The 6,661-nt window shown below is 65.9% G+C and carries 9 protein-coding genes and 1 tRNA gene; 9 read left to right on the top strand and 1 reads right to left on the bottom strand.

Annotated elements, in window-relative coordinates; genetic code table 11:
- Nucleotides 1–1,031, top strand: a 1,031-nt coding sequence (locus BJEO58_RS15450; protein WP_180951991.1) for a UPF0182 family protein, incomplete at its 5' end; no start/stop codon positions are given.
- A gap of 158 nt (nt 1,032–1,189) precedes the next feature.
- Nucleotides 1,190–1,263 (top strand) — tRNA-Met (locus BJEO58_RS14470).
- On the opposite strand, the gene BJEO58_RS15410 is transcribed toward BJEO58_RS14470, so the two are convergent.
- Nucleotides 1,223–1,480, bottom strand: a complete 258-nt coding sequence (locus BJEO58_RS15410) for a helix-turn-helix domain-containing protein (protein ID WP_373270419.1) — start codon at nt 1,478–1,480, stop codon at nt 1,223–1,225. The genes BJEO58_RS14470 and BJEO58_RS15410 overlap by 41 nt on opposite strands.
- A 175-nt stretch (nt 1,481–1,655) precedes the next feature.
- Between BJEO58_RS15410 and BJEO58_RS14460 the strand changes: the two genes are divergently transcribed.
- From BJEO58_RS14460 to BJEO58_RS15290, 7 genes are all read left to right on the top strand, one after another.
- Nucleotides 1,656–1,913 carry a helix-turn-helix domain-containing protein gene (locus tag BJEO58_RS14460; RefSeq protein ID WP_101590162.1) on the top strand — a complete coding sequence of 86 codons (258 nt, stop codon included), beginning with the start codon at nt 1,656–1,658 and terminating at the stop codon, nt 1,911–1,913.
- On the top strand, nt 1,910–2,803 hold the full coding sequence (locus BJEO58_RS14455; RefSeq protein WP_101590161.1) for a hypothetical protein: 894 nt from the start codon (nt 1,910–1,912) through the stop codon (nt 2,801–2,803). The genes BJEO58_RS14460 and BJEO58_RS14455 overlap by 4 nt, the downstream gene beginning before the upstream one ends.
- Entirely contained in the window at nt 2,800–3,027 is a 228-nt protein-coding gene (locus BJEO58_RS14450) for a hypothetical protein (RefSeq protein ID WP_101590160.1), read from the top strand. The genes BJEO58_RS14455 and BJEO58_RS14450 overlap by 4 nt, the downstream gene beginning before the upstream one ends.
- A 32-nt stretch (nt 3,028–3,059) precedes the next feature.
- On the top strand, nt 3,060–4,241 hold the full coding sequence (locus BJEO58_RS14445; protein WP_246076027.1) for a DUF2637 domain-containing protein: 1,182 nt from the start codon (nt 3,060–3,062) through the stop codon (nt 4,239–4,241).
- Nucleotides 4,242–4,370: 129 nt separating this feature from the next.
- Nucleotides 4,371–5,546: a helix-turn-helix domain-containing protein gene (locus tag BJEO58_RS14440; RefSeq protein WP_101590159.1), complete on the top strand. Its 1,176-nt coding sequence runs from the start codon at nt 4,371–4,373 to the stop codon at nt 5,544–5,546.
- Nucleotides 5,547–5,644: 98 nt separating this feature from the next.
- Nucleotides 5,645–6,469 carry an RNA polymerase sigma factor gene (locus tag BJEO58_RS14435; RefSeq protein WP_180951990.1) on the top strand — a complete coding sequence of 275 codons (825 nt, stop codon included), beginning with the start codon at nt 5,645–5,647 and terminating at the stop codon, nt 6,467–6,469.
- Nucleotides 6,466–6,588 (top strand): hypothetical protein, encoded by a 123-nt coding sequence (locus tag BJEO58_RS15290; protein ID WP_257904220.1) that lies wholly within the window; start codon nt 6,466–6,468, stop codon nt 6,586–6,588. The genes BJEO58_RS14435 and BJEO58_RS15290 overlap by 4 nt, the downstream gene beginning before the upstream one ends.
- The last annotated feature ends 73 nt before the right edge of the window (nt 6,589–6,661 follow it).

Genomic DNA, 6,661 nt, shown 5'->3' with positions numbered 1-6,661 from the left:
TTTTTTTTTTCAAGCAGAAGACGGCATACGAGATCTCCAGCGACCTCATGAGCCACATCCGCTACCCGGAGGACCTCTTCAAGGTCCAGCGCTCGCTGCTCACGCAGTACCACGTGTCGAATGCGAGCGAGTACTACTCCGGACAGGACTTCTGGACGCTCCCCGTCGACCCGACGACGGACCAGGAGCAGGGGCTCGTCCAGCCGCCGTACTTCCTGACCCTGCAGATGCCGGGCCAGGAGCAGCCGGCGTTCTCACTGACGTCGTCCTTCATCCCCCGTCCCATTCAGGGGCAGACTCGCAACAACCTCACCGGCTTCCTCGCCGCGAATGCGGATGCGGGTGACGTCGACGGTGAGGTGAGCGAGGAGTACGGCAAGCTGCGACTGCTCCAGCTGCCGAGGAACACGACGTTCCCCGGCCCCGGCCAGGCGCAGAACAACTTCAATACCGAGCCAGAGATCCAGACGAGCCTCAACCTGCTCCGCCAGGGCGAGTCCCGTGTGGAGAACGGCAACCTGCTGACGCTGCCGGTGGCGGACGGCCTGCTCTACGTCCAGCCGGTGTATGTCCGGTCGGCGGGGGAGACCTCGTACCCCGTGCTGCAGCGTGTGCTCGTGGCGTTCGGCGAGCAGATCGGCTTCGCGCCGACGCTCGATGAGGCGCTCGACCAGGTGTTCGGCGGTGACTCCGGTGCGGAGGCCGGCGACTCTGAAGCCGCCGGTGAGGCTGAGTCCGGCGAGGCCGGCGGTCCGTCTGAGGGAGGCGACGAGCAGCCTGCGGGAGTCGACGAGGCACTCGAGAGGGCGCGCACCGCGATGGAGGAAGCGGACGAGGCGCTGAGCGAGGGCGACTTCGGTGCCTACGGCGAGGCGCAGGAGCGTCTGCGTGCAGCGCTCGAGGACGCGATCGACGCGGAGGGCGGAGACGCCGCCGCCTCGGACGCGGCCACGGACGGGGCGCCGACGGAGTCGGCGCCGGCAGAAGATGCGCCGGCTGCGGACGACGCGGGGACGGCCGGCGAGAGCTGATGCCCTCGCTCGGACGATCCCGCGGCTGAGGAGCCGACGGAATCTGGTCCCGGGACCGTGAATCATCATCGCGGTCCCGGGACCAGCGCACATGTGTCACGCATCACCCGCTGTCGATTTGGTGGTCACCCGGGGTTCACGTAGAGTAGTCATTGCAACGCGGGGTGGAGCAGTTCGGTAGCTCGCCGGGCTCATAACCCGGAGGTCGAGGGTTCAAATCCCTCCCCCGCCACAGAGAAGGAAGAACCCTCACCCATCGGGTGGGGGTTCTTCTCATTCACGATCTCTTCGCCGAGCAGCTGCGCGAGCGTGATGCCCATGAAACGTGCGAGCGTGAGCAGCTCGTCAATCCTGAACGGGATGTCCCCCCTGAGGCGCCGCGACACGTTCTTCTGCGCCACGCCCAATACTTCCGCGACGTCTATTTGACGTAGCTCGCGACGCGCCATCCACGCGCGAACTTCCGCGCCGATGCGCTCATTCTCATGCTGTACTGCAACTGTTGCTGTCATATGCCTACCGTACACTCCTTCATGCCTGGCGTACCCTGTCAGCGCCTAGGAATAGTCGAAAATATCCGGTAAATGCTTGTGCGGTAGGCTCTCAGCGCCTACGGTGGGACCCATGGGGTATAAGAAGCGCGTTCGCGCAAACATCATGGCGGAGATGGGACGCCGCGAGCTGCGCCAAGCCGATGTCGCACGCCTCCTGGATACATCTCAGAAGAACGTCTCCAGACGGCTGCACGGCGAAGTCGACTGGAAGCTGGGCGAGTTGCTCCGTCTTTCTCAGGCTTGGGAGATCGAACTGGCGACTCTTCTAGACGGAGCTGAAGCTGAGCCATTCCCTTCTAACGTGGCGTCGGAAGAGGTCGTGCGATGAGCACCGAACTGGCAAGCTCGTTCACCGAGGCCGAGGCCCGTGAACTGACCGAAGAGCTCAAAGGCGACTACGGAGCAATCCGGTCGAAGATCGATGCGGCATGGCGTGGTCGGATCTGGACAGCCCTGGGCTACAACTCCTGGCAGGACTACCTCGACGCCGAGTTCGTTGACGTGACGTTGCGTCCTCCGAAGGAGCTCGAGGAGCAAGTGATCTCCGAGCTTCGTGCTGCGGGCATGAGCACGCGGGGCATCGCAGCGGCAACGGACTTCAGTGAGGCGACAGTGCGCCGGCGGCTGGATCGGTCAACTGCGTCAAATGACGCAGTTGACCGCGTCATCGGACTTGACGGCCGCGAGCGGCCAGCGAAGATGCCAGAGCGGCCGCTCGCGGATCAGCCAGTGGTGCCTTCACATCCACAGCCGGAGATCGTGGACGCGGAGATCATCGAGGACCAGGTCTCTTCCAATGGTCATCTGGAAGGTGGTGACCGTCTTGCCGGAGACCTGGGCATAGCGCCGGTCACGGTGGACATGACCGGACGCCAGGGGCTGAACAGGGACCAGATCAACCGACTCATCACAGAGCTCCATGCGAGCGGATCTGCACCGTTACCGGGAGCGAAGAAACGCGCCAAGACGCTGGAGCTGGCGCTTTCGTCCGGTCACGTCGACGCGACCGGACTGGACACTGACCGGCTGGACGACCTCGCGGTCGAGGTCGCGGACACGATGGCGGTCCTGTCCGACTTGTTGGCGGTCATGGCCGGACACGAGGCCGGTCAGGTGACCGCCGCGATGGACAACCCGGACACCATCGGGTCGGTCGAGAAGACGGTCACGAACCTCAGAACTGTCACTCACGGCATAACGAGGAGGGCACGAGCATGAGCACGAACAACAAGCCCAAGGGATCCAGGACTGAGCGGGATGAGGTGGCCGGCGCGCAGCCGGAAGCACCGACGCGAGTCGCCCGAGTGAGCCGACAGCGGATGCGCGACGAGGTGTTCCGTCATGACTGGGACTCGATCTCGGACACGGAGCGTGCGGCGCGGATCGCCGCGATCGGCGCGCCTGCAATGCCCGAGGGTCCGGCCGTCGGCCCCAACAGATGACCACGCGCGAGAAAAAGGCGAGGTGACGGAGAGTGACCGCAGGAACGACCCGCTGGCTGAGTAACGAGCAGACGAACGGGACGAGCGAGCATGTGTCGCTCCCGCAGGCCGATGAAGGCCGAGGAAACGCGGTGGCCCCGATCTCGGGGAGGAACGACGCCACCACTACCGGAACGGGCGATGCAAGAGGTATTTCGATCACCGATCGCGGTACGGGCCAAGGTACCGGAGACGGCGCGCCGTCGTCACTCCGCGCGACGAAGTCCTCTCGGATCAATCCGGACGATCCGCGGTTCATCCGCACGATCACAGCCGGGGTGGCCTTCGCCGGACTGGTCGCGTTCGCGATCAGCTTCGTCGCGCTCATGGAAGTCGCCGCATGGTTGGGGCTGCCGGAGTGGATGCACTGGTCGGTCCCGGCGTTCATCGACACCGGCATCCTCGTGTACGCCGGGTCGGTGCTGATCCATAAGGCCCGCGGGGAGCGGACCTGGCCGTCCTGGTTGATGCTCGGGGTGTTCACGGGCCTGTCGATCGTGGCGAACACCGCCCACGCCCTCGCGTACGGCGACACGTCGGGAGAGTCGTGGCAGCCGATCGTCGGTGCGGTCATCGCGGGCATGGTGCCGGTGGCGGTGTTCACCGCGACCGAGCAGCTCTCCCGTGTGGCGGTGGAGGATCCGATCTCGCGTCGGCGGGAGCTGCAGGCGGAAGCGGAGTGGCATGCCGAGCAGGCCGATCGGGAACGCAACCGCCTCGAGATGGAGGCTCAGCGGGAGCAAGCGGCGCAGGCCGCGGCGATCGCGCGCGAGGAGCACGAGACCAAGCTGGCGGTGCTGCGGGCACAACGCGACGCGCAGGTCGAACGAGCTGCGGTCCTTGCGGCTGAGGGGCAGCTCGAACTGCCCACCGTATCTCGTCCTCTGCACCTGGTGGCTGCGCAGGAGACACATGGTGCCAGGCCCTCCAGCGAGCCGAGCGGTGGGCGATCGTCGGGCACGTCGGGGGAGGACCTCGACGACCTGGCTGCGTTCGTCGCCCAGCGCACCGCGGGCGGGGAGGACACGAGTGGGGCGGATCTGGCGCGTGAGTTCGGGTTCAGCGACAAGACCGGCAGGCGGAGGCTGGCGAAGCTGCGTGAGGAACGCCCGGACGTGTTCACCGAAGCCCCGGCCGACGACGGTGCGGTCGGGACAGGGCATAGGGGGTCGTGATGATTGACGGACAGCTCGACCTGTTTGACGAGCTCCGGCCCCTAGCAGGGGGCCAGGAGCCGGAACAGGGCAGCAGGGGCTTCGAGGACCAGCGTCCTCGTAGCGAGAGGGACGAGAGGAGGACCGGTCGTGGCGACTGACATGTTGACGTGGGCGAGACGGCAGGTGTTCGAGCCGATGAACCTGTCGAGCTCGGAACGATTCGTGCTCCTCCTGCTGGCCGACAACTCGTCCTGGGACGAGGACACAGGCCGCTGGTACGCCTTCCCCTTTCAGAAGACGCTGGCGCGGGAATCCGGCCTCTCGGAGCGGACCGTGAAGCGTGCGATCAGCCGCCTGCTCGAACTGCGCGTGATCAGCACGGAGCGACGTAAGCGGGCATCGGGTTTCATCGCCGGCAACGGGTACGTGTTCCACCCGGAAGTGGTCGCGGAACCGATCACGAGGACCGTGAACGACGCCGTTGAGGCGGTCGGAGAGCAGATTTCTGGGCCTGGATTCTCAGGAGGGGACACCATGTCCTCCCTTGAGATCGCAGGAGGGGACACCATGTCACCTGACCCCAACGATCCGCATGATCCCAGGAGGGGACACAGTGTCCCCTCGGGTCCCCAGGGGACACCATGTCCCCTCGGAGGGGACACAGTGGCACTTCCCACGCGCGCGGATAGGGAGGACGTGCGCGCGCGTCTTAACCGTCATAGTGAATCGTCATCTTCATCCGCTGGCGAGGCGGCGGCAGGAGCCGCCGACAACGAAGACGACGAACAGAGTTCATCGCAGCCGAATGCACCCGCCCACGGGTTCGGGACGGCTGCCTCCGCCGAGGAACGGACAGAGCCGGACACGTGGCGCGGGGTTGGCCTCGACGTACTGGGCGCGCAGGTGGTCGAAGCCACCGGCCTCGACTGCGGTCGCAACGAGCTGGTGTGGCTGGTCGACTCGATTCTCGCGAGGTCACGACGCCAGGTCGGGCGTCCGGCGAGCTTCGTGCGCACTGCGATCGCCAACGATCCAGCAGGCACCCGCGCGGAGCTGCTGGTCCAGTTCGGGGCGCCCCCGGCCACTGTCGAGGGGGCGGCAGGTGGAGTGCGGCGGAAGAAGTCACCTCCGTGCCCGATTCCGGAGCACGCGGAGCAGGGACTGCTGAAGGTGAACTGCCCGGCCTGCCGGGGGATCTGGGACGAACCCTTCCCCGCGGTAATCACGCGAAGCGTGTTCGAACAACTCGACGGTGTGGTGCAGGAGCGAGTGCTGCGCGCCGCCGGGGTCGAAGTTCTCGACGACGAGAGTGCGACCGCCTGAGCGGGCGGACGCGTTAGGGAGAGCTGGCGATGCAAGAGGCAGAAGACCAGAGGATGAGAGTGGCCGGTGACGAGCCGCCGTTCACCGGGGAAAAACTGATGGTGGCTGTCAACCAGGCTCGCGTGCGAGTGATCATTCCGAAGCTGCGCGGTGTGGGGCTGGCTCGGTGGGCTGATGACGTCGCCGGTGAGGTCGCTTTGTCGGCGTGGAAGTCTCGTGAGCGGTTTGACCCGAATTTGGGGGCGCTGCAGAGCTGGGTGAACCGCATCGCTCAGTACCGGAGCGCGGATCGGATCGAAGCGGAGTCGAGGCGCAACGGAGACCTACTGGCGGAGCGTGACGGTGACGGGCTGTCAGTCGAGGAGCAGTTGGCACGGGCCGAGGGTGACCGCAGTGACCACGTGGCTGATGTGGCCGAGACGGTCGCTGAACGGCTGGAGATCGAGGAATGGCTGCGACCGATCATGTTCACCGCGGCACGGGTGATGGATCCTACGGCGTTCGTGCACGGGCTGCACACTCACATGCTGTTCGACTGCGATGTGAAGGCGGCCGCGCGGGTGTTGGGCATCTCGGAGGCGCGGGTGCGAGAGCACAAGCGATCGCTGGAGCTGTACGCGCAGGTCATCCACCGGGCGCTGGAGAAGGGGCGCACGTTGACGGACGGGGTGCGGTTGTGCGATGTCGTCGATTGCTTGCCGGAGCCGGGAGTCGCCGGGTCGTGGACTCGGCAGATGGGTGAGGCGGTCGTGTCGTGGCCGGGACGAATCAATGACGTACCAGTCGAGCACGTGATGAAGAAGACCGGGTGGACGTACGACACGAGCCGCCAGTACCTGTCGACGACGCGAGCGCTGCTGAGTGTGGCGTTGGGCGTGATCGAGGCAGAGCGGGCGAACACGAAGGAGAAGGGTCAGCGATGAGCAAGCGGACAGAAGAGGACATGTCGATCGACGCGCGGGACGAGGACGTCGAGACGTGGGTCGGTGTGGGGTTACCCGCAAGCTGTAGACACGTGAGCCACCTCACGCGGCGTGCGTGAGTGACGTTTCCTGCTCGCCCCCGACCGTCTCAACCGCCGCGACCATGCCCCGCTCGAACTCCACCGGCGGCAC

The organism is Brevibacterium jeotgali (assembly GCF_900169175.1).
GTDB classification, from domain to species: Bacteria; Actinomycetota; Actinomycetes; order Actinomycetales; family Brevibacteriaceae; genus Brevibacterium; species Brevibacterium jeotgali.
The sequence above is the reverse complement of the archived record's forward strand: the minus strand, read 5'-3'. Positions and strand labels throughout refer to the sequence as shown.

Bases quoted from the DNA above. Each gene is read 5' to 3' on its own strand.
- BJEO58_RS14455 (WP_101590161.1), top strand. From the start codon at position 1,910: ATGAGCACCGAACTGGCAAGCTCGTTCACCGAGGCCGAGGCCCGTGAA.
- BJEO58_RS14460 (WP_101590162.1), top strand. From the start codon at position 1,656: ATGGGGTATAAGAAGCGCGTTCGCGCAAACATCATGGCGGAGATGGGA.
- BJEO58_RS15290 (WP_257904220.1), top strand. From the start codon at position 6,466: ATGAGCAAGCGGACAGAAGAGGACATGTCGATCGACGCGCGGGACGAG.
- BJEO58_RS15410 (WP_373270419.1), bottom strand. From the start codon at position 1,480: ATGGCGCGTCGCGAGCTACGTCAAATAGACGTCGCGGAAGTATTGGGC.
- BJEO58_RS14435 (WP_180951990.1), top strand. From the start codon at position 5,645: ATGGTGGCTGTCAACCAGGCTCGCGTGCGAGTGATCATTCCGAAGCTG.
- BJEO58_RS14450 (WP_101590160.1), top strand. From the start codon at position 2,800: ATGAGCACGAACAACAAGCCCAAGGGATCCAGGACTGAGCGGGATGAG.